Origin of the sequence: Halomonas sp. KM-1 (assembly GCF_000246875.1) — a bacterium.
Classification (GTDB): Bacteria; Pseudomonadota; Gammaproteobacteria; order Pseudomonadales; family Halomonadaceae; genus Halomonas; species Halomonas aerodenitrificans.
Genome location: NZ_BAEU01000018.1, coordinates 52,472 through 78,877 on the forward strand (window position 1 = coordinate 52,472; position 26,406 = coordinate 78,877).

General features: G+C 58.5%; 27 protein-coding genes. 12 read left to right on the forward strand and 15 right to left on the reverse strand.

Annotated features, from left to right (window positions below):
- The first annotated feature begins 2 nt into the window (after window positions 1–2).
- Both B8115_RS01525 and B8115_RS01530 read left to right on the forward strand, forming a co-directional pair.
- Window positions 3–1,244 (forward strand): bifunctional aminoglycoside phosphotransferase/ATP-binding protein, encoded by a 1,242-nt coding sequence (locus tag B8115_RS01525; protein WP_010625970.1) that lies wholly within the window; start codon window positions 3–5, stop codon window positions 1,242–1,244.
- An 85-nt stretch (window positions 1,245–1,329) separates the two neighbouring features.
- On the forward strand, window positions 1,330–1,629 hold the full coding sequence (locus B8115_RS01530; RefSeq protein WP_141638476.1) for a hypothetical protein: 300 nt from the start codon (window positions 1,330–1,332) through the stop codon (window positions 1,627–1,629).
- 27 nt (window positions 1,630–1,656) lie between these two features.
- On the opposite strand, the gene B8115_RS01535 is transcribed toward B8115_RS01530, so the two are convergent.
- From B8115_RS01535 to B8115_RS24025, 11 genes are all read right to left on the reverse strand, one after another.
- Window positions 1,657–1,977, reverse strand: coding sequence for a hypothetical protein (locus B8115_RS01535; RefSeq protein ID WP_010625972.1), 321 nt, complete (start codon window positions 1,975–1,977; stop codon window positions 1,657–1,659).
- Entirely contained in the window at window positions 1,970–3,217 is a 1,248-nt protein-coding gene (gene pgaC / locus B8115_RS01540; protein WP_010625973.1) for a poly-beta-1,6-N-acetyl-D-glucosamine synthase, read from the reverse strand. The genes B8115_RS01535 and pgaC overlap by 8 nt, the downstream gene beginning before the upstream one ends.
- Window positions 3,214–5,172: a poly-beta-1,6-N-acetyl-D-glucosamine N-deacetylase PgaB gene (pgaB, locus tag B8115_RS01545; protein ID WP_051004578.1), complete on the reverse strand. Its 1,959-nt coding sequence runs from the start codon at window positions 5,170–5,172 to the stop codon at window positions 3,214–3,216. The genes pgaC and pgaB overlap by 4 nt, the downstream gene beginning before the upstream one ends.
- The gene (pgaA, locus tag B8115_RS01550) at window positions 5,169–7,598 is read right to left on the reverse strand and encodes a poly-beta-1,6 N-acetyl-D-glucosamine export porin PgaA (RefSeq protein WP_010625975.1); all 2,430 of its coding nucleotides are present in this window, start codon (window positions 7,596–7,598) and stop codon (window positions 5,169–5,171) included. Before pgaA ends, pgaB begins: the two co-directional genes overlap by 4 nt.
- A 101-nt stretch (window positions 7,599–7,699) precedes the next feature.
- Window positions 7,700–8,653 (reverse strand): hypothetical protein, encoded by a 954-nt coding sequence (locus B8115_RS01555; protein WP_010625976.1) that lies wholly within the window; start codon window positions 8,651–8,653, stop codon window positions 7,700–7,702.
- 183 nt (window positions 8,654–8,836) lie between these two features.
- On the reverse strand, window positions 8,837–9,328 hold the full coding sequence (locus B8115_RS23215) for a hypothetical protein (RefSeq protein ID WP_158409628.1): 492 nt from the start codon (window positions 9,326–9,328) through the stop codon (window positions 8,837–8,839).
- Window positions 9,329–9,540: 212 nt separating this feature from the next.
- A complete protein-coding gene (locus tag B8115_RS01560) occupies window positions 9,541–10,377 on the reverse strand; it encodes a CsgG/HfaB family protein (protein WP_026037806.1) in 837 nt (278 codons plus the stop codon).
- Window positions 10,378–10,387: 10 nt separating this feature from the next.
- Window positions 10,388–10,807, reverse strand: a complete 420-nt coding sequence (locus tag B8115_RS01565; RefSeq protein ID WP_085941243.1) for a curli assembly protein CsgF — start codon at window positions 10,805–10,807, stop codon at window positions 10,388–10,390.
- Between the two features lie 34 nt (window positions 10,808–10,841).
- A complete protein-coding gene (locus B8115_RS01570; RefSeq protein WP_010625980.1) occupies window positions 10,842–11,369 on the reverse strand; it encodes a CsgE family curli-type amyloid fiber assembly protein in 528 nt (175 codons plus the stop codon).
- A gap of 20 nt (window positions 11,370–11,389) precedes the next feature.
- The gene (locus B8115_RS01575; protein WP_010625981.1) at window positions 11,390–12,094 is read right to left on the reverse strand and encodes a LuxR C-terminal-related transcriptional regulator; all 705 of its coding nucleotides are present in this window, start codon (window positions 12,092–12,094) and stop codon (window positions 11,390–11,392) included.
- Between the two features lie 1,385 nt (window positions 12,095–13,479).
- Window positions 13,480–13,614: a hypothetical protein gene (locus tag B8115_RS24025; protein ID WP_267965879.1), complete on the reverse strand. Its 135-nt coding sequence runs from the start codon at window positions 13,612–13,614 to the stop codon at window positions 13,480–13,482.
- Between the two features lie 327 nt (window positions 13,615–13,941).
- Between B8115_RS24025 and B8115_RS01580 the strand changes: the two genes are divergently transcribed.
- The 4 genes from B8115_RS01580 (at window position 13,942) to B8115_RS01595 (ending at window position 16,048) form a co-directional block, all read left to right on the forward strand.
- On the forward strand, window positions 13,942–14,220 hold the full coding sequence (locus B8115_RS01580; RefSeq protein WP_010625982.1) for a hypothetical protein: 279 nt from the start codon (window positions 13,942–13,944) through the stop codon (window positions 14,218–14,220).
- A 100-nt stretch (window positions 14,221–14,320) separates the two neighbouring features.
- Window positions 14,321–14,686, forward strand: a complete 366-nt coding sequence (locus tag B8115_RS01585; protein WP_010625983.1) for a hypothetical protein — start codon at window positions 14,321–14,323, stop codon at window positions 14,684–14,686.
- A 31-nt stretch (window positions 14,687–14,717) separates the two neighbouring features.
- On the forward strand, window positions 14,718–15,416 hold the full coding sequence (locus B8115_RS01590) for a C39 family peptidase (protein ID WP_010625984.1): 699 nt from the start codon (window positions 14,718–14,720) through the stop codon (window positions 15,414–15,416).
- 212 nt (window positions 15,417–15,628) lie between these two features.
- Window positions 15,629–16,048 (forward strand): hypothetical protein, encoded by a 420-nt coding sequence (locus B8115_RS01595; RefSeq protein WP_010625985.1) that lies wholly within the window; start codon window positions 15,629–15,631, stop codon window positions 16,046–16,048.
- Between the two features lie 78 nt (window positions 16,049–16,126).
- Here B8115_RS01595 and B8115_RS01600 read toward each other — a convergent pair whose 3' ends face one another.
- The 3 genes from B8115_RS01600 to B8115_RS01610 form a co-directional block, all read right to left on the reverse strand.
- Window positions 16,127–17,221 (reverse strand): transporter, encoded by a 1,095-nt coding sequence (locus tag B8115_RS01600; RefSeq protein ID WP_141638478.1) that lies wholly within the window; start codon window positions 17,219–17,221, stop codon window positions 16,127–16,129.
- 43 nt (window positions 17,222–17,264) lie between these two features.
- Window positions 17,265–18,377 (reverse strand): sigma-54 dependent transcriptional regulator, encoded by a 1,113-nt coding sequence (locus B8115_RS01605; protein WP_158409629.1) that lies wholly within the window; start codon window positions 18,375–18,377, stop codon window positions 17,265–17,267.
- Between the two features lie 290 nt (window positions 18,378–18,667).
- A complete protein-coding gene (locus B8115_RS01610; protein ID WP_010625988.1) occupies window positions 18,668–19,333 on the reverse strand; it encodes a LuxR C-terminal-related transcriptional regulator in 666 nt (221 codons plus the stop codon).
- A gap of 507 nt (window positions 19,334–19,840) precedes the next feature.
- On the opposite strand from B8115_RS01610, the gene B8115_RS01615 reads away from it, so the two are divergent.
- From B8115_RS01615 to B8115_RS01640, 6 genes are all read left to right on the forward strand, one after another.
- Window positions 19,841–20,212, forward strand: coding sequence for a hypothetical protein (locus B8115_RS01615; protein WP_010625989.1), 372 nt, complete (start codon window positions 19,841–19,843; stop codon window positions 20,210–20,212).
- A gap of 5 nt (window positions 20,213–20,217) precedes the next feature.
- Window positions 20,218–20,895 (forward strand): hypothetical protein, encoded by a 678-nt coding sequence (locus B8115_RS01620; protein WP_010625990.1) that lies wholly within the window; start codon window positions 20,218–20,220, stop codon window positions 20,893–20,895.
- A gap of 57 nt (window positions 20,896–20,952) precedes the next feature.
- Entirely contained in the window at window positions 20,953–21,852 is a 900-nt protein-coding gene (locus B8115_RS01625; protein WP_010625991.1) for a hypothetical protein, read from the forward strand.
- An 88-nt stretch (window positions 21,853–21,940) separates the two neighbouring features.
- On the forward strand, window positions 21,941–22,639 hold the full coding sequence (locus B8115_RS01630) for a C39 family peptidase (protein WP_010625992.1): 699 nt from the start codon (window positions 21,941–21,943) through the stop codon (window positions 22,637–22,639).
- Window positions 22,640–22,678: 39 nt separating this feature from the next.
- Window positions 22,679–23,479, forward strand: coding sequence for a hypothetical protein (locus B8115_RS01635; protein WP_141638479.1), 801 nt, complete (start codon window positions 22,679–22,681; stop codon window positions 23,477–23,479).
- A gap of 150 nt (window positions 23,480–23,629) precedes the next feature.
- Complete coding sequence (locus tag B8115_RS01640; RefSeq protein ID WP_141638480.1) at window positions 23,630–24,712, forward strand: transporter; 1,083 nt, start codon at window positions 23,630–23,632, stop codon at window positions 24,710–24,712.
- A 55-nt stretch (window positions 24,713–24,767) separates the two neighbouring features.
- Here B8115_RS01640 and B8115_RS01645 read toward each other — a convergent pair whose 3' ends face one another.
- The gene (locus B8115_RS01645) at window positions 24,768–26,141 is read right to left on the reverse strand and encodes a sigma-54 dependent transcriptional regulator (protein ID WP_010625995.1); all 1,374 of its coding nucleotides are present in this window, start codon (window positions 26,139–26,141) and stop codon (window positions 24,768–24,770) included.
- Between the last annotated feature and the right edge of the window lie 265 nt (window positions 26,142–26,406).

A 26,406-nucleotide genomic window follows, 5' to 3' on the forward strand; every position in this document is an offset into this window, starting at 1 on the left:
ACATGGACGCCACTTCAGTGCCCTACCCGACCTCAGCCACCGCCCTCGAGCTGGATGAGCTGATCGATTCGCTGGTGGCGTCGCACCGCTCCTTCGTCGACGACCTGCCTTATGTGGGGGCGTCGGGCTGCCTGGCGGCAACCCGGGCCCTTGTCAAGGAGGAAGTCGGCGTGCTCGATGCACGCCTGAGCGGTGAGGAGGATCGCTTGCACCTGCAACGGCTCGAGGCCTGGTTGGAGCAGGAGATGGTGAGGCTCGAGCCCTGGTTCGACGAGCGCGGCGAACCGCGCCCGAGCTGGATCGTGGGGCGGCAGGTACTGCCGCTGTGCGATCGGCAGCGCCTCATCATGACCAGCGCTCTCGATCTCGAGCCAGCGGATCCTATGGCCAGTCGTTGCCTCGATCCGGGGTTCGACCTGGTCTCGCTGCTGGTGGGCCTGTATGTCCGCGACGAGACACGACTGGCGCACTACGCCCTGGATCGCTATCTGCGTCGCTCCGGCGACTACTCCCTGATGCGGCTGATCTCGGTCTTTGCGGTGTGTCGTTGCCTGGCAGGGGCACGGCGAGCGCTGCAGCGCTCTGAGTCGGGGCGTGAGCCGGCATTCCGCATGGCGGAGATCATGACCGAGTGTCGTCGCTATCTCGACCTGGCCGAACAGGTCTCCAACTTCCGCTTTCCGCCGTTGATCATCGGGGTTGGCGTCTCAGGCAGTGGCAAGAGTCGCTTCATGGCCGAGATCGTCGAGCGGCTGGGGGCCGTCAGGCTGTGCTCGGATGCCGAACGCAGACGGCTGTTCGGAATCGATCCACAGGCGGTAGAGCCCGATACGGCTGTGGATATCTTCAGCCCCGAGTCCACCGAGCGTACCTATCAGCGTCTGGCCAGTCTTGCCGGCCTGCTGCTCAATGCCGGCATACCCACCTGCATCGATGCTACCTGCCTGACACAAGCGCAGCGGCAGCTGTTGCGACAGCAGGGCGAGGCGCGCGGCCTGCCGGTGCTCATCGTCAGCTTCGAGGCGGACGAGGGTACCTTGAGAGAGCGCATCATCAAGCGTTCAGGGGAGTATGGTGTAGAGCCTGATGAGAGCCTTGCCGTACTGAATGGCCAAATGGAAGTCTTCGAGGATTTTTCCCCTGACGAAAGGCGAAATTTGTTGCGCATAGATACCACGGCGGAACATGTCGGTGATACATTGGCCTTATTGGTCGAGAAGCGTTTCAATCTGAGCTTTAGCTGAGAATATGATGAACAGGTTTTCATGGATCCTCTTGGCCAGCTTGATAGGTGTTAGCTTCATGTTGGCCGTTGCCGGAGCGAATGCCATGTCGAAGCAGGTAAGTCGGGCTGATTCACCCAAAAGTGAGATCGTGATCGTCTTCGATGGCGTGCCGGGTACCCGCTTTCAAGCTTCATTGAAGATCGATGATGGGGTTCAGGTCGTCACTCACGAGCTGGAAGAGAGCGTTCCCGGTGAATATAGCTATCAAGGGGAGGCCTTGGAAGCGCACATCCGCCAGACGAGCCAGGAAGGCGCACTGAGCGTTGAGGTGCGTAAGCGGGGAAGTGTCAGCCGTTCCAGCACCCAGGGGCAGGGTAGCGAAATCAGACTTCGGGTCAGATAGCAGGTCTGATCTCGCCCCTTCCGTTGGTCAGGCCATGGCGTCGGATTGCCTGGAGGCATGCAGGCCGGAGCTGCCTTTCTGCCTGCGGTGATAAAGATATCGCTTGTATAGGGCCCAGCAGTGAAAGCTGAGGAACGTCAGGATGAACCCCAGGACGATCACTCTCGGCAGCAACGAAGTCGCGATCGTCAGTATCCAGACATCACTGCTGACGATGGAGATGGTCGTCTTGGCGATCAGCGCCAGCCAAACGGCCAAGGTCAGTGCGGTAATGGATAGGTCCCTTGCCCGATAGGACAGGCTCCTTTTACGTGGATTGTTGATGACCACTGGATGCAACTTATTCATGGAAGATTTCTCCTCTGTCTGGGCTGGTCCAGGTAGCCAATCGGCCTTTCTGTCGCTTTGCGGCTTTGGGTACTGCCAAGACAACCGTAGCCATGTTCAATAGCCAGTAGACGAGCGGATACCAGACACACCAGTATGCGCAACGCAACATACCTCTCTCATAACGACTGTCGATAGCAAAACTGACGATAAACTGAACGAAGCTCAGTATGATAAGGGTGCTTCCTACATAAGAAAGAAGAGCGCCCGAGTAGACCGTTGAGGATGTGAGGAAGGCCAAGGAAAAGAGCCAAGACAGCAGCATGAACAATGCCGAGTAGCACCACACAACGCTGACCATGTACTCCAGCATCAATGGCCAGAAGCGCCGGTTCTGCCATCTCACCGTTTGAGTGAAGTAGCGCAAAAAGACTTCTGCACCGCCTTGGGCCCAGCGCAGGCGCTGACGAAACAGACCACGGAGCGTTTCCGGCATCAGCACCCAGCACAGCGCCCTCGGCTCGTAGCGGACCTGTCCTCCCGCCATTTGCAGGCGCCAGCTGATATCGATGTCCTCGGTGATCATGTCGGTGTTCCACCCTTCGATGGCTTCTAGCGCGCTCCTTCTAAACGCGCAAACCACGCCGGAAATCGTGAACACCATGCCGTAGATTCGCTGGGCTCGCTTGATCAAGCCGATGATGGATGAGAACTCACCGGTCTGTATCTTGCCGATCACCGTGGAGCGCGTTCTCACCCTGGGATTGCCGGTTACGCCGCTGACGTTGGAACTTTGCAGGAAGTGCCCCACCATGTAGCCGATGGCGTCGTAATCGAGAATGGCATCGCCATCGATGCCAACGATGATCTCGCCGGTGGCCTCCTTGAGCCCATGGTTGAGAGCGCTGGCCTTGCCCTGATTGCTCTGATGAAGGACCTTCAGGTTCGGACAGGTGAGCTTGAGAGACTCCAGTAGCTCTCCTGTAGCATCTTTGCTGCCATCATTGATGGCGATGATTTCCAGTTTTGGGTAATTTTGATGGTTCAGATGCTCTATGGTTTCCCGGATATTAGCGGCTTCATTATAGCAGGGCAGTAACAAGGAAACATGGGGGCATGTTTCATCCCATACCTGAGGTTCAGGCCAAGCCTGTTTTCGTTCCCAATGCAAGTAAAAATAGAGCCCCCCGCAGATCCATATCGTGGCCATGACGCTGGGATAGGCATAGGTAAATATCGATATGGCATCAAGGATATTCATTGCTGCACCCCGAATCTTCGGCCAAGAGAGAAAATCGGACGCAGCATGTAAATATCAGGATGATTGATGTGAAAGTCATCGGGGTAGTAGCCGATGTGCCTGACGCCAGTTTGCTTGACGGTATCGATCCAGCTCATGAGAACTTCATTGGGAACGAGTGTATCGTCTCGCCAGTCACGTGTTTGTAATTCGAACACCAACCGATCGGCAGGAACGGCAGCCAGAGAAGCTCGTGCCAACTCCTCCAGCCAGCGCTGCGGATTACCAGCCTCTTCCATGTAAGGCATGGCCATGACTGCGACATAGTCGTAGGCGGCAGCGAAATCCTCTGGCGATTGAGCGAACCAGGCCTGACTCTCCGGCTCGAGAATAGGCAGCGCATAGATGTTTCGAGAAATCGTGAAAGTCTTGTTGTCGGATTGCCGATAGTAGTTGGCAGCCTCGACCAGCTCGAGGGTGAACTGCGTCAAGAACGAAGTCTTTCGCTGGGTCCACTGGTGAAAAAGCGCTTCATCTGCGCGAATGCTGTCGACATCGGGTGGCAGGTTCCATTCGTCTGCGTAGACACTTCGAGCCTCTTCGCTGGCATCCTCGAAGTCGGTCAGGAAGGCATCGTCGTGGAAGAGCAGGCCATCGAACTTGGTCATGCGGCCGAGGTCTTCGTAAATCTCGGCAATGAGCTGTCGATTGGCTGCCGAGTAGGGTGAGAGACGCAGGTAGTGTTCCGTGGCCTTCTGCCCAGTCCTGGCATCCGTGACGTAGGGGTGCCCCGGACCCAGATCGAAGGCGAGCACCGGCATCCAGGCATAGACCTTTACATCGGCGCGTTTCTTCAGCTGCCAGGCAACGCGATTGAACAGATCTTCGCGCATCGGGAGATGACGGTTGGGAAAATAGAGAGCCTCGGCCACGCCATTGCCGTTGGGGTCGGCGAAAGCCTGCAGGTAGACCGTGCTGACCCCGAAGCGGTAGATGCGGTCGATCAACAGGTCCAGATTGGCTTCCTGCTGAATGGGGTCGGGATCGTATACGTAGTCGAGATCCACATGCACGATACGCAGGACGTCGCGTTCCCACACCCGGTTGCTGAGTATTTCCTCGAAGGTCTGCAGGCTGGTTTCCTGATCGATGAGGTAGCGGCCCATGACCCTCGTGCCGTCACCGATGCGGTTGGGCTGGCTGAGCAGACTGAAGCTGTGTGGCATGCCGTGCTCGGCGGCAATATCCAGGGTGGCCTGACTGTAGGCTCCGTAGGGCCACACCATGAGACGCGGTGGCGTGCCGGTGATCTCCTTCAACTGCTCGCTGGCCCGATGCATGTCGTCACGTATTCGCTGCAGATAGTCGGCCTCGCTCTCGTAACCGTCTGTCTGCCAGCGGCTGGTGACGGCGGCCGCCTGTTCATTGCCTTGGGGGTTGCCGATCACCCCATAGTGCAGGTCGTAGGTATGCGATGCGATCTCTACCAGCGGATCGTCATGCAGCTCGCGCAGCTGCTCTCGAGTCATGATGCGATCCCGTTCGAGAAAGCCGTCGCCATAGGGCACGGGGTCGGTTGGCGGAACATCGATCCAACTGCCGACTATCGCCGTGATGGCAGGGTAGCGATAGAGCTGCAGAAGTGGGTAGACGATGTCGTAAAAGCTTCGATAACCATCATCGAAGACCAGCATAACGGCCTTGTCGGGCAAGGGGGCGATGCCGGCCTCGGCATCGAGTACCTGTTGCAAGGAAACGGGCTGGTAGCCGTGGGCCCTTATCAGGTTGAAGTGTTCGATGAGGCGCGTTCGTGTGATCGTCTGCGGCAGCAGGGCAAGTTTCGGTGTCACATCGAAATCGACCACGTCATGGTAGCTGATCACCACGAAGTCGTTGCCCTCCCGGGCCGCCAGGGCGGGCTGTGCGAGAATGCAGAGGTAGAGCAGGCCGAAGAGAAGGGCCATCCTGACGCTCATGGGAATCTCCATACCAGGGTTCCAGTCACTACCGTGTCGTGTTCGGCCTGGCCGTCGTACACGGCTCGCTGGCGGGCAATGCCGTATTCGATGGATACGCTCGGCAACAGCTCCCAGCGCTGGTGATAGCCGAGGCTCCAGGTATCGTCATCGTCTTCACCTTGCTGCCAATACCGGCCGACACCGGCCGTGATGCCCTGAGTAAAGGTCCGGCGATAGCCCAGGGGATGAGCGTACTCGAGCATCAGCTCTCCACTGAGGTAGGTGTCCCGTTCGGGGTTGTAGTAGCTGGCATCCACCTCATCGTTGAGAGAACCGCCGAGCCAACCCGTGGCGGCAAGCAACCAGCGGTCGCGGTGAAAGAGCCGCTCCTGCCAATAGCCGAGCGCGCTGCGACGCAGGTTGCCATCTTCGAAATCGGTCAGACTCATCTCGGTACCCAGGCTGCGTCTTTCATCACGCCGATAGGTCAATGCTGCGTGGTAGCGGTCGGCGCTGACGTCGTCATTCAAGGCACGTAGCGGCGTGGTGAGGCTGTTGTATTCGGCGCCGAGGGTGACGGCGAGATGGTCAGTGAAGTCATGGCGCAGCGCGGCGCTGAAATGCGGTTCGTCGTTGAGATGCAGGCCATGACCGGCAGCCAGCGTGACCTGACTGGGAAAGAGATTCCACTCATAGCCTGCGATGGCATACCCCGCCCGCAGTGAACCCTCGTCAAAGGTGCCTTGTTGATGACGATGCTGCAGGAAGTATCGTGACCCGTTGTCGCTGCGGGGCGAGCGAAAGACGATATCGCTGCGCCACTCCCTGGATGCCTGGGTGCCACCACCGCCTTGGCCATCGCTTTGCTCGACGGAAAAGCTGAGCTCAGCGGCGCGCTGCTCCCGCCACTCCCGCTCGAGGTTGTCTCTCGATACGCTGGGTTTGGCGTTGTCGAGTTCCTGTCGTACCTGCGTTACCGTGCCTTGCCAGTTACCCTGCTGAAGTCTGGCCATCAACTCACCGTGGCGGGCCGTATCGCGCTGGTCGGGTCCCAGTAGCGAAACGGCTTGGCGATAGTCGGCCTGGGCCTGCTCGGGCCAGCCGCGCCAGCGTCCGATATCGCCCCGCAGCTGCCATAGATAGGCATTGGCTGGTGCTTCGGCCAGGTAGGCGTCGACCTGAGTCAGTGCCTCTCGTTCGTTACCCCGCCAGGCCTCGAGCATGGTGTCGAGCAGGAGTACCTTCGACAGATTGGGGTTCTCGATATGGGTGGTGCCGGTGAAATCCCGGCGATAGGGAGGTTCTGTGCGGCGCCATGCTTCGAGCAGGCGCTGCGCCTCGCGAAACTGTCTGGCATCCGTGTGGCTGAAAAACAGCGCCTTATAGAGAGGATCGCTCAGGTCCGCCCCCCGCTCTGGCTCGTCCCGGAGCAGGGCTTGATAGATCGCTATGGCTTGCTCGGGCTTCCCCAAGCCGTTGAGTGCATGCGCCCTGGCCCGCAGGACATAGTTGGGCAAGCGGCCGTATTGGTGAAGTAGCCTCTCGCTCAATGCCTCGGCCTGTGAGAATCGACGCAGTTGAGCAAGCGCCACGACGCGGTCATAGTCCGCCAGCCTTGCCAGATCGGGGTGCAGGTCATCTGCCGCCACGACCTGATCGAGCAGCGCCAGACCCCGCTCGATGCTGCGATAATCGTCGATATGGATGCCCAGACGGAGGGCATTGACGCCCTCGTAGTAGCGCAGCCAGAGGGCATCGCTGGAGGTGAAGAGTTCGGGGTGTTGCTCGACCATCCGGCGTGCAGGCTCGCTGGCGCCTAGTCTCAAGGCGAGCCGATACATAGCACGTATCTCGTTGGCACGGTCCGGGCCTCTTTCGACCAGAGCCTGGCGTGCCTGGAGTTCGGCGAGGACGTTGCCGGTCTCGGCCGCCAGGTAGCCTCTTGCTTCCATGGCTTCCAGCGTGGTGCCGGAAAGCATCTCGTAGCGACTCAATGCGCTTTCGGCCAGCGCGTACTGCCCAAGATCGGTATGCGCCAGCGCCTGGCCCAGCCAGGCAGCCGGATCCTCGGGCTCTCGCAGGGCCAGGTGCGAGAAGAAGCTCAGAGCGAGCTCCGCATTCCCTTGCCGGCGTGCTGCACCGCCCAGATCGAGCAGTTCACTTTTCGTGTACACATCGGCGGAGCAGCCCGGGCAAACGGAGAGAGCCTCGTCGAGTCGATCGGCGCGTATCAGCAGTGCGATCAGGTCACTGCGTACCGCAACGTCACCAGTGCGTGCGTAAAGCACACCGAGGCGCGATATCGCCGTTTCCCATTGGCCGCTGTCGACAGCCTGCTGCACGAGGGCCTGACGCTGAGTGTCGATCGGCGTCTCGGCCAAAGCGATCGGTGAAAGGAGCGCAATCAAGCAAAGAGGCGCAACGGCAAGCAGCAAGCGTTTCATCAGGCCTCGTCTCGCGCAGGTGGTCCGGTATTGCTCAAGCCGTATCGCGGCAATGATGCAGTGAAAAGGCCCCGCCCGAGCGGGGCCTTTTCCGATCAAGCTCAGTGCTGGAATACGTGAGCCGTGTTGCCGCCGCCCACCTGAGTGGTGGTTGCTGAGTTGTTGCTACCCATCTGCACGTGAGTGGCCGTGTTGCTGGCCAGGCTCAGCAGGCCGGCACCGGACTGGGTGATGGAGGAGTAGTGGTTCTTGCCGGACTGGAAGGAGTCGGCCAGGTCGTTATAGCCGCTCTGAGTCACCTCGGAGACGTGGCTGCGACCGTTCTGGACGATGATAGCGTCGTTGTTGAAATTGCTCTGGTCTACACTGGCATAATTGTTGGTGCCAGACTGGGTGATGTCGGAGGTGTTCTTCAGATCGCGCTGGTGTACTTCAGCGATGTTGGAAGTTCCGCTCTGGACGACGGTGGAGTCATTGAAGCTGCCGCTCTGATCGACATTGGCGTAGTTGTTGTTGCCGGACTGGGTGATGTCGGAAGCGTTCTTGAGACCTTCCTGCTGGACCTGAGCGACGTTGAACTTGCCGTCTTGTACCACGTCGGAGCTGTTGGCGAAGCCCTCTTGGCTGATGTCGGCAAAATTGTTCCAGCCGTTCTGGTAGGTGGAGGCGTTGTTCTTGGCACCTTCCTGACTCACTTCCAGAACGTTTTTCGTCCCGATCTGCTGGCTGTCGGAAGTGTTGAACATGCCTTCCTGGCTGACGGAAGCGCTGTTATTGGTGCCGTTCTGGAAGACATCGGCATCGTTGCCCAAGCCTGCCTGTTCGATGTCCGATACGTTATGCCCCCACCAGCCCTGCTGATGGACGGTCGCGCTATTGCCTACGCCATCCTGGCTCACACCCGAGGTATTGTTACCCCCACCAAACTGCGTGAGCTGGGATACGCTGACGTCGTTGTTGAAACCGGTTTGATCGACGTCGGAAACGTTTCCATTGGCGAGAGCCGCACCGGAGAAAGCGATAGCGGCTGCCATGACGGTCATCTTGAATTTCATATCCATTCCCTCTCGTTTGAAATCCCTGGTTGAGCGTTGTTGCCGCCAGGGTGGATTCAGGATTCGATAGCATGGCTATCGCTTCCATTTGCCACTTACGGAATCAAGCAATTATCTTTATATGAACCATGCTTCTTGCACTTCTCCATGGCAGGTTCCGAGCAGTCGCTGGTAGCCACGAAGCTAGTAGCGATAGACTTGGACGGCTGCCTGTCCACGTGAGAACTGGGTGATGGTGATGGGACTTGTGCGATGAGTTCCCAACTGATGAATTTCGGCACTTCCATAAGCGCCATGCTGGTGAATGGTCGCTTCTTTGCCGTACCCGATCTGCACGATACCGGCGTCATGGCCTAGACCATTTTGCAGGATCGACGCTTCAAGGTGAGCGCCGCTCTGCACTACTCGAGCTTCGTTGGCGTGTCCGGCTTGCCTTGAGCTGGCAACGTTGGCAAAGCCTTGCTGCATGATACGCGAGCCGTTATGGCTACCCTGCTGCAGGATAGTAGCTTCATTTCCCTGGCCGGCCTGGTAGATGGTCGCCACCTGTCGAGACGTGGAGCTCGCCGATTCGACATCGAGTTCGGAACTTGGCATGAGATCGCCGGCCGAGGCGGCTTTGGCCACAACTAGAGCCATCCCTACAGAAAATGTAACAATTCCATTTTTCTTCATGGCACTTACTCTAGCGATTTTACGTTCAGTTACAGTGTCGGTATGCGCGTGCATTTATTCCATAATTCGGAAGTTCTATTCGTGGTATTAAATTTTTAGCACTCGCGGTTTTTGCAGGAGAATTAGTTTTTTGTCTTCAGGAATTAACCGTGCCGAAACACAAATGTAAAAAAAGGCGCCAAAATATGGCGCCTAAAAAAATTCGGGCTGTTTCAGAGCATGGGGGAGGAGGCATCGCGGTAAGCCATGAGTACTTCGTTGTCGTATTCGGATGGGTCTGCCAGGTTCCACAACCCTCGGTCGACTCCCTGTGTGACGAGATGAATGACGGCAGATTCGATTGCCGACATCACGGCCATCTGCACCGGTTCGTTGTGGGTATAGCCCGCCTCGGCTTCCAGCAAGCGGCGGAAACTGACGAAACGATAGACACCTGCCCGCACCTCATAGGAATAAACCGTCTTGCTGGTATTCACGTTGGCGAGCACTTCTCCCGTTGCGATATCCACGGCACGAAGGTTGACGGTCACTTGGTCGACTTGATACTGGCCGGATGCGCCGATGCCGAAATATTCCGCTCCTACACCGCCTGTCTTCATGTTGGAGTCGTAAGCGATGATGCCGCCCTCCATCAGGATTCGTGCTGCGTTGAGCGAGCCGAGCTCATGTTCTCGCCCGTTCCGTTCAAGGTTCGCGCGAATGATACGGCGCTCCGTCAGCAGGTTCTGTAAACCGACGCGCTCGAGCGGCACGAACCAGCCAGAGTCGGCCAGAGCGGAACTCAGCATGGCAGCGCCGCCCTGGGTCACAGCCGTCGAGAAGGTGCTGGCGGGTTGGGGGCGATACTGCCCCGTCTGATCTCTGAAGTCATACACGGCTGTGAAGATAGGGGCTGCGGGCCGGGGAAGGTTGGTAAGGTCCACATAAGTGCCAGACCGAGGGATCAGTGTCGCAGGTGCTCCTTCAAGGCCCTCCGGAGAAGTGACCATACCGACGCACCCACCGAGGAAGATCAGACCTGACATGAGGCCGACTCTAAATACGTTCATGCTCATCCCCTTAGAATGGTGTTCCGAAGTCGATGCGCGTCACTTCGTTGGTTCTCTTGTCGGTGATGATCATCTGAAATGCGCCGCCACCCACGTTGACGAACCTGACATTGAGGGAGGAGTTGTCGATGACGCTTTCGCTTCCACCGGGGTTGTTAGGATCGAGCGCATTGTCGATTGCTCGGTTAATGAGATCGGCACGCAGGTCTTGAAGGAAGAAGTCCACTTCAGAAAATCTTCCGAAATCGGGGGCGTTTGGATCTCTATTGGTATCCTGTGCCTGTGCTTTATTGAGCAGATGATTACCAAGCAGAGGGTCCCCACCGAACGATGGGTTGATGGGGCGATAAATCAGCTCTCCTGCCTGTACTCCTGCCGGAGGCAGAAGCAGACAGAAAAGTAAGGCAAATTTCAATGGGCGGATCTTCATGATGTTCTCCTTCTTGTGACGTTGGCTCTTTCCGCTAGATTTCGTCGTCAGCCAGGTCCGGGTCGCTCTCCAGCGCCTGCATGATGCTGCGCTGTACCAGGAGCTGCTCCACTTGCTCAGCGGCTGCCTCGGCATAGCGGTCGATGTCGCTCTGTCTGGGTGGCAATGTCGCCTGGAACAGAATGCGATTGTTTTCCGATACCCAGATCTGGCTTCCCCAGCGTGCGTCCGGGCGTTCGTGCACGGACAGCGTCGTGCTGGTCAGGATATGGCTGTCTTGACTTAACTGACTGAAACGCCGGTAAAACGTCTTTCCCATCATGGTGATGGTGCGGTCGACGATGACGCCTGATAGACCTGGTTCACCGAGGCGGAATTGACGGGATAATGCTTCTCCGGCTCCTTCCTCTTCCAGGCGTTCTTCTATGGCGCTTTGGGGGGGCTGCGATTCCCCGGGAAACGTCGGTAGGTCTGGGGCCGGGGCCTGCGGCTCCGCCAGGGCAAGGGATCCAAACGTGATCAGGACGATGCCGATTGCCGGCGTTTTGGGGGGGAAAGCCATGGCGATAGCCCGCTCTCTTGTCAGTGTCTGGGTGAGGTTCTTTCGTAGCGCTGAAGCGATAAGGGGGGAGGGGGCCCCAAGTTTTGCCTAGCCCAGTTCACTGCCTGTATGCGATTACTGACATTGATCTTTCTAAATATATTGTAGAGGTGGGATTTTACCGTGTGCTCGCTCACAAAAAGAATTTCGGCAATTTTCGTATTGGATGCGCCCGAGCCCAGCAGCCCGATAATTTCCAGCTCGCGCTGCGTGATGCCACAAACGGGGCGATAGCAGTTGAACTGCTGACGGCGGTAAAACTCTATCAGGCGTGTCATCAGCGCACGTGACATCCACAGGTCGCCATCAAGAAGGCTCTGAATGCCTTTACAGATCAGCTCGAGGCTGTCGCTGCGGTAGAAAACTCCCTTGAGCTGCATGAAGCTGAGCAGTTGAGCTGCATGTTCTTCATCCCTGAGATTGAACGCAGTCAGTACCCACTGAGGCTGGTTATGGTACTGCGTCTGCCAGGCCTGCAGGTCTGTTTCGTCGAGATGATCCAGGTCGAGAAGAACGACGTTGCAAGCCTCTCCATCTTCGCCCACGTGCCTGGCGGCCTCCAGGGATGAATTGGGTGAGACGATGCTCAAGTTATGCTGCAATTCCTGGTAAATGTAATTGACGAAAAGTTGGGTCTGTGGGTTGATTTCAGTAGCTAGCAGGACGATCCCTTTACCTGTTTCCATGCTTGTCTTCTCCTGATGTACCTGCCTTTCTGGGTGTGATATTTCCAAGCCCCGATGAAAAGGGTACAGGGAAGCCTCGTCCAAGGCACTCACTTTGTAAATATATGTTATCGCATGTTTAACCTAATCCCAATCGGCTGATTTTTCCCATACTTGATCTGAAAAATCATATAAAACAATAAGATGTTCGATGGTTCCTCTCATTCCTCGTGAGGTTTCTTACAGATAAATTGACAGACAAGTGAATTATTTTCATTCGAAATGCGTTATGTTACATTACGATACTCGAATGGTTTCCGTCATACTGCAGGCCAGACCACTCTTCATGCTCTGTTTTGGCAGTCAACGGGAGTGCTGCCAACCTTCCATGTATTTTCTCGCCGGGGTGACAGGCACGCTTCAATTCTTCCTGCTGTACTATTGAGTATTTGATACTCGGGTGTTGTACTTCTGGTAGTGCTGGATTAGCGAAATTACTTCCTTGTTCATGCAGATAAATGCCTGCCTTGTTGCGCACGGCATCTTAAAATGTCGTGTTCTGCAAAAACCTGTGGGCCTTCAATTGCCTAAAATTTTTTTAGTATCTATGTGTAATGAAGCCGGTACATGGCTTGTCTTTCATAGTGGATTGAATATTAAGCTGTTTTCCAGTGAGGATCTGCTTGGCTGAATTTAATGTTAGAATTGTGATACGCTTTTTGTACTTTTGTGACTTCTGCGCTTCTGATTCTCCCTATGCTAGCCAAGAGGGCATGATCTCCCAACCCTTATTTCTTTGATCTATATGTCAATTTTTAACTCCCGGCATGAAGTATGCGATAGATTGTCCGACCGTTAGCTATGGGCTTTCGACGGAAATGGAGAGGGGATTGGGAAGGTATTCCCGAGAAGGGTCCGGCCGAAATGCGTCAGCCAACTTGGTCATTTTCTGGAAGATATCATCATGCATGATAGGGAGATGTACCATGAAAAAGTATTACGTAATCGCGGGGTCATCGTTGCTGGCGCTGGTGCTGGCCATTTCCAATGCGCATGCCAACCCCAGTTCGGGCTCAGCGGAAACTGTCGATCAGGAAGTGAACTCAACCGCTATAGCCATTGGCGGCAGCGGTGGCAGTAGCCAAGGTGGAAATGGTGGAAGTGGTGGCTCTGGTAGCAGTAACGCCAACGCTCTCTCCGGAACCTTCTCTGACGAAATGGACGATGACAATAACAACCAGGCTAGCAGCAACGCTACGTCAGGTACTGGGACTGGTGGAGCCGGTGGTATGGGTGGAGCCGGTGGTGCTGGCGGAGCCGGTGGCGATGCCTGGGCATTGAGCGAATCCTACAACACCAGCACCAGCGTGGTGGCGATCCAGGACCTGAGGTCCACTGTCACGGGCTCACGCATCAATATCACGGCAGGTGATGGTGCCGTTGGTGGCGCTGGTGCCAGCGGTGGTGATGCGCTGGCCGTGACTGTCGGCGTTGGTGTTGGCGGCGCTGGCGGTGATGGCACTGGTGGCAGTGGTGGCCATTCTCTGGCGGCTGGCGGGAATGGTGACGATGGCGGTGATGGTACCGGCCTTGGTTTGGGCCTAGGTCTGGGAGCAGGTCAGGGAGGTAATGCCAATAGCAGTAACAACAGTGCTGGCGCCGATAACAGCTCCTATGGCGGAATTGCCGGGAACCTTGCTGGGGATGATATCGACGATGGATACGCTGAAGCTGGCGGCAGCAGTAGCGGTGATGCTACGTCTTCCCCCTCAGTGGTTGGTGGCACCGGTGGCGCTGGCAGCGGTACTGGCGGTGGCAGTGGCACCGGCACTGGCACTGGTGGTGATGGTGGTGCAGGTGGCGATGCCTTGGCCGGCAATGGGGGAAGCTCCACCGGCAACGGCGGCGGCGGCGGCGGCGGAACCGGCACCAGTGGCAATGCTTACGCCAATGCCGGCAATGGCGGCAACGGCGGCAACGGCGGCAACGGTGGCAGTGCCTCGCTGGTCACCGGAGGCGCCTCCATGGCGGCTGGCGCCGGGACCTTCGGCGGTATCGCCAACATGAACCTCTCCACCGGTATCTACAACTCGCAGCTGGCAGGTACCAACGTGGCGGCACACAGCAACGTCCATATCGGCAACTGACGGGGTCCTGTGAGGCCACAGGCGAGGGCCGGCGGGCAACCGCCGGCCCTGTTCGACCCTGTGGGTAGTCTGGATAGACAGCCGAAGAGGAAACGGGGCCATGAAACGAATCGGGCAGGGAATCGGGATTGCGTTGCTGTTAGGACTGGGGGGGGCCTGTTCCATAGCACTGGCGGATGTGCGAGCGACAGGGTTCGCCGAGCTGCAGCACATCGATGCCAGTGAGCTCGAGACCATCTCGGGCAGAGAGGGTTTCCGCGATCTGGTGAACGTACAGAGCATTCAGAACCTGGAGTCGGCGGCAAAGGGAGCGTCCTTCACGGCCGATACCATCGTCTCGGGCAATATCACCATCGAGGCCAATGCCATGGACAGGATCTCGGGCATCACCTTGATGAACCTCATGACGGGGCATGCCAATGCCGTCTCGACGGGAGTCAGCATCAGTATCTACGCCCCCCAGTAGGGGCGCGAGACGACAAGGGGGAGGAAGGACCATGCGCTGGCTGAGCGTACCGTCATTGTGTCTCGTCACACTGCTGCAGGCCTTGCCGTCACAGGCGGGGGTGACGATAGCGCTGAATGGCGGCTTCGGTTCGCTGACGGTTCCTGCCAGGAGCCATCAGGAGATGCGCTGGGACGGTGTCGTCGCCCAGCAGTATGACTACAGCTGCGGCGCGGCATCGGTCGCCACGCTGCTCACCTACCACTACGACAGACCTACCACCGAGGCCGAGGTATTCGAGGCGATGATCCATGCCGGCGAGGTGGAGCACATCAAGGAGCACGGCTTCTCCATGCTCGACATGAAGCGCTACCTGGATGCCCAAGGACTGCAATCGGACGGTTTTCGCGTCGGGCTCGACGATCTGGCTCGCATCGGGATTCCCGCCATCACACTGATCAACACTGGAGGTTACCGCCATTTCGTCGTCATCAAGGGTATGGATGAAGGCGCTGTGCTGGTGGGTGACCCCGCGGTGGGCACCGTAGCAGTGCCGAAGGACCACTTCGAGTCGATCTGGAGCGGCTTGGTACTGGGTGCGCGAGCCGAAACGGAAATTGCCAGAGCCAACTTCAACCATGAGCGTGACTGGCAGATCCGCCCATCGGCTCCCGTCGGCAAGGGTATCGGTCGTGCCGACGTGGCCTCGATGCTGCTGCAGCTGCCCGCCATCAATGAACTGGGACGATAGAGATGAAAGCACGCCAACTCCCAAGGGAGACGCAAGTCCGTCAACCGTTTTGCGCTGCCGCATCTCGCGCTCTCGGCTGGATATGCATCGCCTCGCTGTGGGCAGCCAGTCCTGCGCTTCAGGCGACCGACTTCTCTTTCTCTTACCTGCAGCCTCTCGAAGAGGCGGAGCTCGAGGAGCTGAGAGGCGGTTTTCAGCTGGCAGGGCTCGACATGAGTTTCGGTGCCACGCTGCAGACCCTGGTCGACAACGTGCGCATGGATACCGTCTTCGTCATCCATCCCACCGGGGCGGAGATGGTGTCGCAGACCGTCAGTCAGCAGGGAACGATCGAAGGCCAGGTGGTCAGTCGGGTAGGTCAAGGTAGCGGCAGTACCATCATGGAGCTGACACCGAACGGTATCAATCTGGCCGGCATGAAAGATCTTTCCGGGCTGGTGGTGAACGATACCAAGGGTTTTACCGCGGTATTCCACTCGGCCACCAAGAACGCCATTCTCGGCAGTGTGGTCAGCGATGCCTCGGAGCGGGACATCCAGCAGCGGCTCGATATTGGCGTGCAGATCAACAACCTGCCCGCGCTGCGGGCGGCGCAGCAGCGTCACGCCATTACCGAATCCTTGGCACGCTGAATGCAATCTGGGCGATAACGTGGGTCGGTGCCCGGCACCGACCCACGTTTCCAACCCCCATTTTCCACATGCTCGCGTCTACCATCTCGCCAAGGCGTTGGTGCCGAAAGGTACCCGCAGGGTCAGCACGGTATTGGGTGCGTCGTCGGTGACGCCCAGCTCAAGCCCCAGATTGACCGAGACGTCCGGGTTGATCTGGTAGGACCAGCCTAGCAGCAGCGAGCCGACGTTCAACGTACGTGAACTCTGGGTCGCGGTACGCCCATCCTGGAAATAGGTGGTCTTGGTCCTGTCGATGAAGTCGTTCTTGAAGCCCAGGGTGAAGGAGGCGCGCGGGTTGATGGCGTAGGCCATGCCGAAGCTGAGCCGTACCGCATCGCCCGGATCCACCTTGGTAATGCGTAATTCCTCGGTGAGCTGGGTGTCGACGTTGTCACTCATGTTGTAGAGATAGCCGAGGTTGGCGAAGAACACTGCCGGGTCGGAGGGGAACAGCGCCGTGATGCTGGGTTCGATGGCGTGGAAACCGGAGCCGGTTGCCAGCTCCTGTTCGATGCCGTCGGAGTCCCGGGCGATATCGAAGGGGCCGTCTCCGGTGACGCTCTTGTAGCGCAGGTTGCCGACGAAGAAGGGCCAGCCACCTTGGCCGCGGTTGAGCTGATAGCGGGCGGTGATCTCGATATCCCCGAGTCCGTTGCCCGACAGGTCTCGGTCAATATCAAAGCTATCGTCTCCCACCGTTGGAACCGTGGCTCTCAGGGTGTCGTCCCTATAGACGTAGGGCACTCTGAGCTCCAGCTCCAGCCGGTCGGTGACGCCCAGGCGGCCGGTCAGCGCGGCCGTCCAGATGTCGCGTTCTGCCTCCTCGGCGCTGAACACTCCGATCAACAGGGTGCTGAGGATCTCGATGCCGCGAAACGTAAGTCGGTTGACCCCCGAGTGGGAGTACTGCAGGGAGGGCTCGATCACCAGGCGGCCGCGTGGTGTCAGCACGCCGCCGATATCGGCGATGGCCTGCACTTCGGGCTGCTGCGGCTGTTCCGCCACCGGCGCCTGGCCCACTGGGGAGGTGATACCAGCGGGTGCAGCCGTTTCCTGGGCGGCCACGGTTTGTGACAAGGCCAGTCCCAGGCCAGTTGCGGCGGACAACAGTATGGCTGTTCTTGTGCTCATGATTTCGTTTCCCTTGATGCCTGGTTCCAAGGAACCGTTGTGATTAGGGCCGTTCGTCAAGGCGCTGGATGTCGTACTTGTCCATCAGGCGGTACAGCGTGACGCGAGAGACCCCTAACTCCCGCGATGCGCGCGCGATGTTGTGACGACTTCTCTTGAGGGCGTTGACGATGGTGGTGCGTTCCGCCTGTTGGCGTATTTCCTCCAAGGTTGCCGGTCGGCGTGGACGGTCCGGTTTGCCGATAGGGAGGTCCGCGGCTTCGATGTATGGCGTATCCGACATGAGCATGGCGCGACATACGGTGTTCATCAGCTCACGGACGTTGCCCGGCCAGTCATGCTCGTGAAGCAGGCGCATGGCCTGGGGACTGATGCCCACCAGGCCGGGCGGTCGGTATTGCTTGAAGCGTTCGAAGAAGAGTTCGACCAGCGTCTCGAGATCCTGCTTGCGCTCACGCAGCGGTGGCATCCTGATTTCGAGCACGTTCAGGCGGTAGAAGAGGTCATGTCGGAAACGGCCCTCCTCTGCCAGCAACGACACGTCTCGGTTGGAGGCGGCAATGATGCGCACGTCTATGGGGGTTTCCCGGTGGCTGCCCAGGCGCGAGATGCTGCCGCTCTCGATGAAGCGCAGAAAATTGGCCTGCAGGTCATAAGGAAGCTCGCTGATCTCATCCAGGAACAGGGTGCCACTCGACGCGGCCTCGATCTTTCCCATGCGGCGGCTGTAGGCGTCGGTGAAGGCTCCCTTCTCGTAGCCGAACAGTTCGGACTGGATCAGATTGGGAGGAATCGCACCGCAGTTGACGGCAATGAAGGGGGCCTTGGCACGAGCGGACAGTTCATGGACCGCTCTTGCCGCAAGCTCCTTGCCGGTCCCCGATTCACCGGTGATGAATACCGGCGCATCGACGCCGGCGACGACCTGGATCTGCTCTATGACGCGACGCATGCATGGTGCGCGGCTGATCATTTTCTTGCCGGCCACCTGAAGCGACGAATGTTTCATTGCGATGGCGGCTATGGCGTGCCGCCTGACGATATGCAGCAGCAGGCAGTGCAAGCCGGGAAGATCGTCGGGCGTGTGCACACTGTGAAACAGCTTTCCCAGAGCGTGCCTAACACTCGGATGCGTGGAGCGCTGGGGGTCGATCAATGCCACCCACTCGAAGTCGCTCGCGACAATGAGTCTTTCCACCGCTGGCAGGGCATCAGGGGTGTCGTTCTCGATATACAGGAGCCCGGCGTGGAAGACGGTTGCCGGACTGAGCTGGCCTGCTGTCTCGGGATTCTCACATAGCGTTACGCTGTAGCCATGAGCGCTCAGTGCGTCCAGCATGTCCCGGGATCTGGCAGGTATCCGATCCACCAGTATGACGTGAGGGTGCATCTCCATGGACCATGTTCCTTTCGGTGCGCTCCTGTGGGTAATCGCGCCTGGTCATATCAATGCCTGATCTCGCGCTTGTAGCTGGGGGGAACGCTGAACAGGTTACGTCGAGCCCAATTCATGGCCTGCAGCCGGTTGTGCACCTTGATTTTCCTGAAAATGTTGTAGAGATGGGATTTCACCGTATGCTCGCTGACGAACAGCTTTTCGGCGATTTCCGCATTGGTGGCGCCGGTGCCGAGCAGGCCGATGATCTCCAGCTCACGCTGTGTCAGGCCGCAGGCCGGCCGATACGAATTCATCTGCTGGCGCCGCAGCAACTGGATCATGCGTGACATCAGCGCGCGGGACATCCACAGGCTACCGCTCTGCAGGGCCTCGATTCCCTTGCAGATCAGCTCGACGCTGTCGTTGCGGTAGAAGATCCCCTGGAGATTGAGTGATGAGAGCAGCTCTACGGCATGGTCTTCGCCGCGGACATTGAAAGCGGCCAGACTGATATTGTCTTTACCATCCACTGCTGCCTGCCATTTTTGCATGCCGGCTTCGCTCAGATGATCCAGGTCGAGAATCACCAGAATGTTGTCCTCCGACAGGGCTGGCATGGCTTCCGTTTCGGTGGCCGTCACCGCGTGCCCCAGCTGTTGCTGAAGGTGCTCGATGAACAGCTTGGACTGGGGATTGATATCGGTTACGAGCAGGATCCGCGATTGACTGGCCATGTTCCCCCTCCCTTACATTCGTATCTCTAAATGTAAATTATTGTAATCGAAAGACCGTCTCTGGAGTCTCGGACAAAAAAGGAGAATGCGTTAATACGTTTTTTGCATTGCGTTATAAAGACTTATTCCATTTGGATTTAACGTTTCATACTCCTTACAGCGTGGCGATCAGTCGATCAGCCGGCCTACCTCTACCGAAGCCACCTTTTCACCCATTGATTGGTAAGAAATATTCTTTTCTATCAGCGTCTTGCAAAACACTTGCCCATGTCGTTCCACTGGCTTGTTAAGCCAGGTTTCCAGTTGTCGTTTTTTGTCAGTAGCACTAGAGCCATGCATGTGGTCTGGCTCATATCACCTCTTTTCCACAGAGGTTTCTCAGACCCCGTTTCTTTTTGGTTACACCCTCCTTTTGCACCGATTCAGCATAGTCTATTTAAAACAACAGGTTATGGTTTTGGCATGGTCTTTGCCCGGTACTAGATGAGCCACGCTGAGGATGAATCGATGAACACTCGCAACGCCGTCAAAGCCAGCACCGGAGAAGCGCAGCGACAGCGCCCGATGGGTAACCACGCCATGCTGGCCGCTCTTTTCTTCGGCGTGGCCTGGTGTGTCCCTGCCGCCGCCCTGGGGGAAGGTGAGGCTTTCCTCGCCGAGGAAACGAGAACCGCTGCCTGGCAGGAGTTGGATGCGGTTCATCTCGATGACGTTCGTGGACGCTATGTCCCTTCCTCGGAACTCGAGCTGGATCAGCCGTGGGGCGTGGTGCTCTGGGACGAGAGAGGTGGCGGCTCCAAGAGCGGCTCTGGCGGACGGCAGACGGAGGCCGGGAACAATCAGCAACGCCAATCCATGCGTACCGAGACGATCAGGTGAGCCTCATGCCTTACTTCGAGACGGCAGCAACACGCCATACGAAGCGTCGCGTGTTCGTAGCGAAGGCCGCTTCGCTGGTGCTGGGCGCCATGACGCTCTTACCACCCGTGCACTCATTCGCTCAGGAGGGTGAAGTACGCCATCAGGTCTTTACCACTACCTACAGTGCGGCCAGCTCGATCAGTGGCAATGCGCTGAGCGGCGTCACCGGCGCGGTCAACGTCAATATCGCCTCGGGCGATCGCAACCTGCAGAGCAATTCCGGAGCCATTGCCATCGGCTCCAACGCGCTCGCCAACAATATCGTGGTTCAGCAGATAACCGGAGACAGCGCCCTCGAGCCCGATCGGGCCAGCGTACGGATCGGGGACAACGCCCTGAGCCAGTCCGCTGGCTGGATATCCGTGAATCAGGCGGCGGGGGCACAGAATGTCCAGAGCAACACCTTGAGTGTGGCCCTGGGCGTGCGGGGAAGTTCACTGACCAGTGAGAATCTCAGTCAGGTGCTTTCCGGTGGCAGCGGGCAGGAACAAGGCTCGGACGACTCCCGCTCGTCGCGGCGCGACGTCGAGGTGGAAACCTCGGCCTTCCGTGGCACGACGGGTGTGGTTCAAGTCAACCAGTCCGCAGGAAGGGGCAATGCGTCCAGCAACAGTTTCCGCTTCAGGATGGGGCAGAACTGAGCGGCGTAGTTGCCATTACAACCTCGCAAACCATTGGTTCATTCAGGAGTACTCTCAATGACGACTTTCAAGAAAGCACCCATTGCCATCGCGGTTACTGCTCTGCTTGCCTCTGGCGCAGCGTTAGCTCAAGAGGCGGAGCCGAACTTCTGGAACCCCGGCCCAGGTGGCGGCGATGAAGCCCAGGAAGGCTATTCTGCCAGCAGCAGCATCACTTCAACCGTCAACAACAGCAAGGACGTCAGCATCGAGCACGATGCCAGCTTCTCCAGCGATATCGAAGTCGAGGGCGGTCTCTATCTCTACGACTTCGAGAGCTACGCCGGCGCAACCGTCGATAGCAAGCAGCTCAACGAAGGCAATACGGTCAACAACGCCAGCACCGAGAACCGGGCCAACCTCAGCGGCGGTGCCTTCCAGGGAGCCAGCGGCAACATCGGCGCCAACGTGGCCGGCGGCGACAACAACCAGCAGGCCAACGATGCGGCACTGGCGGCTTCCGATGCCAACCAGGTGTTCGCTCGCGCTTCCAACTTCTCCTTCCAGTCCTCTTCCGACAATGCGGCGAGCAATGCCGGCACCTCCAATTCTGCCGGCGTGAGTGGCGGCGCCTTCCAAGGTGCCAGCGGCAACATTGCCGTCAACGCCGCGGCGGGTACCGGCAACGGTCAGCAGAATGCCTTCTCTGCCGCCGTGACCGAGGGCGACTCCGCCGAGGCGACTTCCGTCGGCGTACAGCAGACCTACGCCAACGTGACCGACAACGGCCTGGCGGAAGTGACCGTCGACCATGGCTGGCCCATCGGCGAGAAGACCTACGGTGGTCCGACCACGACCAATAGCGCTTACGTCAGCGGCGGTTCCTTCCAGAACGCCAGCGGCAACATCGGCGTCAGCGTCGCCAGCGGTTCCGGCAACCAGCAGCGCAACAGCCTGGCTGTGGCCGGCACTCAGTAAACGTCGCCACAGCGGATCGACGATCCGCCCAGCCGGCCCGGCAGGCGGGCCGGCTGGACCCCAACTCAAGCCATCCGAGAGACGGAAGATGCGCAATCCATTCCTTCTGTTAGCCATGTTCGGCATGGCATCGGTCGCATACTCCCAAGTCCAGGCGGCACCGGTTCAGTTCGCCGGTGTGGTGCCTGGCACGGTCGTGACCAAGGAAGTGCAGTCGATACGGGAAAGGCGTTTCGAAAATCTGGTCGAGCAGGAGACGGATTTCTCGTGTGGGGCGGCATCCCTCGCCACCATTCTCAAGTACGCCTATGGCTGGACCGACGTTACCGAGGAGACGGTGCTGGCCGGGTTGATGGAGGTGGCCGATCCCGAGCGGGTGAGAAGCCTGGGGTTCTCGCTGCTCGACCTGAACAATTACGTGCAGAGCATCGGATTGCGTGGCAGGGGCTACGAGATCGGTCCCGAATCCCTCGAAGAGGTTTCGATACCCGTCATCGTCCTGCTCAACCTCGACGGCTACGAGCACTTCGTGGTGATGAAGAAGGCGCGCGGTGACAGGGTCTATATCGGCGATCCGGCGCTTGGCAATAAGGTCATGGATCGTGACGACTTTCTCGCCTCCTGGAATGACATCATCTTCGCGGTGGTAGGCGACGGTTTCGATACCTCGACGGTGCTGCTCGATCCGGCCCAGCCGTTGACCGCCCGGCGCATGACCGACGTGTTCTCCCCGGTACCCGAACAGCAGCTGCTGGATTTCGGCTTCAAGCACTCGGAAGTGTTCTGAGCCGAGCCCAACTGAGAGGTTGGCACCATGAACATCAGCATGACCCGCAAGCAAGGAATCTCGCTCTTCAGCAACATGAGCCTCATCGTTGTCGGTATCGTCGCTGGCGATGCGGCGAGCGCATCCGGCATGTCGGTCGAGTTCGAATCGCAGGCAGAGCAGCGGCAGTTTCGTCAGCTCGATGCCAGCGAGCTGGCCGACATACGCGGCCGCTACGTGCAGGGCAACAGTGTGGTGCTGTTCGGTATGGAGATGTCGACGGTGTGGCAGTCGCCGACGGGAGAGGTCTTCGAGACGCGCGCCGATCTGCAGGTCGACCTTTCCGGCGCCGCCCCGGCGGTGACTTTCACGCCCCATGTCACGGCCACTACCGATGACGCTTACCAGGAGTATATCGATGCCTCCGGCCACCAGGCGGTGGTGATCGATAGCGGTAGCGGTAATGCCACCGGGGTCGTGCAGGTGGTGCAGTCGGGCGGTGATTTCAATGTGGCGGGCAACGACTTCCAGCTCGACATCAATCATGGTGACTTCGGCCAGGCAGGCATCGGCAATGGCGAGACTCAACTGACCAGCGATACCGGCGTGCAGATGTCCATTCAAGGTGGGGCAAGCGGTCTGGGCATGAGCATCGTCATGCCGGGGCAGGGCGAGGTAACGCAGGGCATACACGCCGGGCGGGGGGTGCATCAGTCGGTGTCGCTGACGGGCAGTCATCAGGAAGTGCACAACTTGGCGCGAATGCAGATCCAGATGGACCGAAATATGGGGGCAAATGCACCAACGGGAGATTTGCGTAATGCCTTGGAATCGGCACGCAATCTCGAGAGAGGTTTCTGAAGTCACTTTTTATGTAACGTTTTATTTCATTTTGAATCCTTGTAAGGTGGGCCAAGCGCTAGCCCCAGAATACTTCGGCGACGCCGCCCACCCATTGCGCGTTTGCCATGTGGCTAGCATCGGTTGGACGGATTCGACAAGGGGTAACCAATGACAACACCTGAGCGCATGAGGAGTGCCATAGCACTGCCGGGTCTGCTGGCCGCCACTCTGCTGAGTACCGCTGCCCTGGCACAGAGCGCGCCCGGCCAGGTCGACGGTGAGCCGGTGCGCGAAGCGCAGCCGAGCCAGAGCGTGCGTGACGTACTGCGGGAAGAGCACACGCTCTTTTCCGATCGTCTCACCATCGAGCCGGGTATCACCTACACCTACTCGGATCGCAGCCAACTGGCGCTGAGCGGCTTCCTGGTGCTCGATGCGATCTTTCTCGGCAATATCAGCGTCGATACCGTCGAGAGCCACACCACCACCTTCGATCTCAACCTGCGCTACGGCCTGACCAACCGACTGGAGCTGGAGCTGAATCTGCCATACGTATATCGCTCCACCACGTATCAAAGCGTAGGGGCGGGCGGGGCGACGGATCGTTACATCGAGGAGGACGTCACCCAGGGTGGGCTCGGTGACGTTCGCGGCTCGCTCTATTACCGCCTGCTGCCCGAGACGGCCACGCGCCCGGACGTGGTCTGGAACCTGGGTGTGCGCGCTCCGACCGGCAAACATCCCTACGGGATAGAGACGCGTGAGGTCGAAGGTAGTGAAGGAAACCTGACCGTGCCCGAGGAGCTGCCGACGGGCAACGGCGTGTGGGGAGTCTCGACGGGCTTGTCGGTGCTAAAGACGTTGGATCCGGCCATCATCTTCGCCAACCTGGGTTATACGTACAATTTCGAGAGAAGCTTTTCCGATATTTCCAGCGATCCGGGCGATCATCCGGGTCGGATCGACCTGGGCGATGCCTTGCGCTTCGGTTTTGGCACGGCCTTCGCGCTCAACCCTCGCTTCAGCCTGTCGATTTCCTATAGCCATCAGCATGCCTTCGAGTCGAAGCGGACCTTCGAGGGCGAGTCGCGGGAGACCCTGACCGGAAGCGGTGCCACATCCGGCGCGGTCAATCTCGGCGCCACCTATGCCATGAGCGATACCACGTCGATCGTGACCAACGTGGGCATCGGCATGACCGACGATGCCCCGGACATCACCCTGACCTTCCGCATGCCGTTCCAGATGTGAGAAGAATGCCCCGAACAGGTGACATCCAAGGTTCGGGGCATCATGGCGGGCTCGATCAGGTGGCAGTAAGAGAGATGGCTTCCTCGCCCTTGCGCCCCAGCTGGTGCTTCTCCATCAGACGATAGAGCGTCACCCGGGATACGCCCAGCTCGTCGGCCGCTTTCTTGACCTTGTGCTTGTTGCGGCTCAAGGCGCCGATCAGTGCTTCTTTTTCGGCGCTGTTGCGTGCCTCCTCCAGCGTGATGGCATGGCGGTTCGAGGTGCGCCGCTCCAGCCCCAGGTCCGCCGGCTTGATCAGCCGCTGCTCGCACATGACCATGGCACGGCGTACCCGGTTGATCAGTTCGCGGATGTTGCCCGGCCAGTGGTACTGGCGCATCAGAGCCAGCGCCTCCAGGCTGAAACCGCGAACCTTCATCGACTTCTCCTCGATGAACTTGTTGAAGAAGAAGCGAGCCAGGATCTCGATGTCCTCCTGACGTTCCCGCAACGGCGGGATGTTGACCTGCAGCACGTTGAGGCGGTGGTAGAGATCTTCGCGGAAGCGACCCTCCTCGACGGCTTTCTCGAGGTCGACATGGGTTGCCGAGAGTACCCGGACGTCGACATGGATCTCATCCAGGGCACCGATGCGCTGAATGGTCTTCTCCTCCAGGAAGCGCAGCAGGTTGACCTGCAGCTCGAGGGGGAGGTCGCCGATCTCGTCCAGAAACAGCGTGCCGCCTGCGGCCGCCTCGATCTGGCCGATCTTCTGCTGGCTGGCTCCGGTGAAGGCACCCTTTTCGTGGCCGAACAGCTCGGACTGAATCAAGCTGCTGGGTAGGGCGCCGCAGTTGACGGCAATGAAAGGCGCCGTGGCGCGCTGCGAACGTTCGTGGACGGCCCGGGCGGCGAGCTCCTTGCCCGTTCCCGACTCGCCGCTGATGAAGACCGGTGCATCGACCGAGGCGACCCGGCGTATGGTCTCGAATACCTTGTGCATGGCCGGTACGGTGCCGACCATTTCGAATTCGGCCCCTTGGGGCGCCACGGATGAAGCCTCTTCGGAACGCAGCCGCTTCATGGCCACGGCGTGCTGCATCAGACAGTCGATTTGATCGATGTCCACCGGCTCCGGCTGGTAGGCCATGAAAAGATCGCCCAGCGTTCTGCAAAGTAGCGGGTCGTCCAGCTCCGGCTCACGCAGCAGTGCCATCCACTCCATGTCCGAGCGAACGACCAGTCGCTCGACCCGCTTCAGATCGCTGATGACGCTGTCGTGCAAGCAGAAGATCCCTGCTTCGTGCTCACCTTCGACCAGCCGAGACTCCGCCTGGGCCAGCGTGCCTGCCGTGCTGACGCTCCAACCTTTATCGGTCATGCGCTCTACCAGCCGCTGCTGGCCGCTGCCCAGCGTGCCCACCATCAAGAGTCTTGCCTTGTTATCCATTGTCGCTCGTCCCTTTCGAATCCTTCGACATTGAAGCAAGCGTTGGTTTCTTTTAATTACAATTGAAATGCAATTACGACTTTTCTTTGCTTGTCTTACTCCATAAGCCAACAGGAATATTGGTTGTCTATGTTCGTAATAAAAACGCCTCTAGAATCAAAGCGTTGTTTATTTTGTAAACGGCTTTATTGCTATGCTGATGTCTCTCGTCACCTCCTGTAGCGTCAAGGACCACAGCTTGTAAAGATAGGTTACAAGAACGCTT

Coding starts and splice junctions, on each gene's coding strand:
- B8115_RS01525 (WP_010625970.1), top strand. CDS start 3: ATGGACGCCACTTCAGTGCCCTACCCGACCTCAGCCACCGCCCTCGAG.
- B8115_RS01530 (WP_141638476.1), top strand. CDS start 1,330: ATGTCGAAGCAGGTAAGTCGGGCTGATTCACCCAAAAGTGAGATCGTG.
- B8115_RS01535 (WP_010625972.1), bottom strand. CDS start 1,977: ATGAATAAGTTGCATCCAGTGGTCATCAACAATCCACGTAAAAGGAGC.
- pgaC (WP_010625973.1), bottom strand. CDS start 3,217: ATGAATATCCTTGATGCCATATCGATATTTACCTATGCCTATCCCAGC.
- pgaB (WP_051004578.1), bottom strand. CDS start 5,172: ATGAGCGTCAGGATGGCCCTTCTCTTCGGCCTGCTCTACCTCTGCATT.
- pgaA (WP_010625975.1), bottom strand. CDS start 7,598: ATGAAACGCTTGCTGCTTGCCGTTGCGCCTCTTTGCTTGATTGCGCTC.
- B8115_RS01555 (WP_010625976.1), bottom strand. CDS start 8,653: ATGAAATTCAAGATGACCGTCATGGCAGCCGCTATCGCTTTCTCCGGT.
- B8115_RS23215 (WP_158409628.1), bottom strand. CDS start 9,328: ATGAAGAAAAATGGAATTGTTACATTTTCTGTAGGGATGGCTCTAGTT.
- B8115_RS01560 (WP_026037806.1), bottom strand. CDS start 10,377: ATGAACGTATTTAGAGTCGGCCTCATGTCAGGTCTGATCTTCCTCGGT.
- B8115_RS01565 (WP_085941243.1), bottom strand. CDS start 10,807: ATGAAGATCCGCCCATTGAAATTTGCCTTACTTTTCTGTCTGCTTCTG.
- B8115_RS01570 (WP_010625980.1), bottom strand. CDS start 11,369: ATGGCTTTCCCCCCCAAAACGCCGGCAATCGGCATCGTCCTGATCACG.
- B8115_RS01575 (WP_010625981.1), bottom strand. CDS start 12,094: ATGGAAACAGGTAAAGGGATCGTCCTGCTAGCTACTGAAATCAACCCA.
- B8115_RS24025 (WP_267965879.1), bottom strand. CDS start 13,614: ATGGCCACCACTGCCACCAGTGCCATCACCGCCAGCGCCGCCAACACC.
- B8115_RS01585 (WP_010625983.1), top strand. CDS start 14,321: ATGAAACGAATCGGGCAGGGAATCGGGATTGCGTTGCTGTTAGGACTG.
- B8115_RS01590 (WP_010625984.1), top strand. CDS start 14,718: ATGCGCTGGCTGAGCGTACCGTCATTGTGTCTCGTCACACTGCTGCAG.
- B8115_RS01595 (WP_010625985.1), top strand. CDS start 15,629: ATGAGTTTCGGTGCCACGCTGCAGACCCTGGTCGACAACGTGCGCATG.
- B8115_RS01600 (WP_141638478.1), bottom strand. CDS start 17,221: ATGAGCACAAGAACAGCCATACTGTTGTCCGCCGCAACTGGCCTGGGA.
- B8115_RS01610 (WP_010625988.1), bottom strand. CDS start 19,333: ATGGCCAGTCAATCGCGGATCCTGCTCGTAACCGATATCAATCCCCAG.
- B8115_RS01615 (WP_010625989.1), top strand. CDS start 19,841: ATGAACACTCGCAACGCCGTCAAAGCCAGCACCGGAGAAGCGCAGCGA.
- B8115_RS01620 (WP_010625990.1), top strand. CDS start 20,218: ATGCCTTACTTCGAGACGGCAGCAACACGCCATACGAAGCGTCGCGTG.
- B8115_RS01625 (WP_010625991.1), top strand. CDS start 20,953: ATGACGACTTTCAAGAAAGCACCCATTGCCATCGCGGTTACTGCTCTG.
- B8115_RS01630 (WP_010625992.1), top strand. CDS start 21,941: ATGCGCAATCCATTCCTTCTGTTAGCCATGTTCGGCATGGCATCGGTC.
- B8115_RS01635 (WP_141638479.1), top strand. CDS start 22,679: ATGACCCGCAAGCAAGGAATCTCGCTCTTCAGCAACATGAGCCTCATC.
- B8115_RS01640 (WP_141638480.1), top strand. CDS start 23,630: ATGACAACACCTGAGCGCATGAGGAGTGCCATAGCACTGCCGGGTCTG.
- B8115_RS01645 (WP_010625995.1), bottom strand. CDS start 26,141: ATGGATAACAAGGCAAGACTCTTGATGGTGGGCACGCTGGGCAGCGGC.